The following is a 510-nucleotide window of genomic DNA, read 5'->3' as shown; positions in this document are numbered from 1 at the left end:
TGCTGCACACGATTCTCGCGCATTCCCAAAAACAGCTGCACGAGCTCGGCGTCTCGCTGACCATGAGCGACGTGCGGTTCACGCGATTCATCTACACCCAGATCTTTCCCGGCGGGCAGTTGCCGGCGCAGGAAGACATTCTGAAATTGGCGCCCGCGGCCCTCGAGGCGAACAAGGAGACGGCGCTCGCCATCCAGTCCCAAGAGGTCTACGACCGGTACATGAAGTACCTCACCGGCTGCGCCAAGCTGTTCCGCGAGGGCTACACCGACGTCAACCAATTCACCTGCGAGAAGTAGCCGGGCGCCTGGGAGCGCCCGGCCAGCGGTGCGCTACTTACTTGGCCAGCGTGAACTGGCCGACGTTGCTGATGCCCTTCAGGAAGAAGTTTTCACACCCCGTCAGGTAGTGCATATAGCGGTCGTAGACCTCCTGGGACTGGATGGCGAGCGCCGTCTCCTTGTTCGCCTCGAGGGCCGCGGCCCACGTCTCCAGGGTCCGTGCGTAGTG

Annotated in this window: 2 protein-coding genes; one reads left to right on the top strand and one right to left on the bottom strand. The window is 62.5% G+C overall.

From position 1 onward, the window contains the following. Positions 1-299 (top strand): class I SAM-dependent methyltransferase (locus tag A5696_RS26505; protein ID WP_197517089.1); only part of this gene is annotated, 299 nt, incomplete at its 5' end. A 37-nt stretch (positions 300-336) separates the two neighbouring features. Here A5696_RS26505 and A5696_RS26500 read toward each other — a convergent pair. Then, positions 337-510: class I SAM-dependent methyltransferase (locus A5696_RS26500; RefSeq protein WP_197517088.1), on the bottom strand; the 174-nt coding region annotated here is incomplete at its 5' end.

The sequence above is a fragment of the Mycobacterium sp. E2699 genome (genome assembly GCF_001666745.1).
GTDB lineage: Bacteria > Actinomycetota > Actinomycetes > Mycobacteriales > Mycobacteriaceae > Mycobacterium.
The sequence above is the reverse complement of the archived record's forward strand: the minus strand, read 5'-3'. Positions and strand labels throughout refer to the sequence as shown.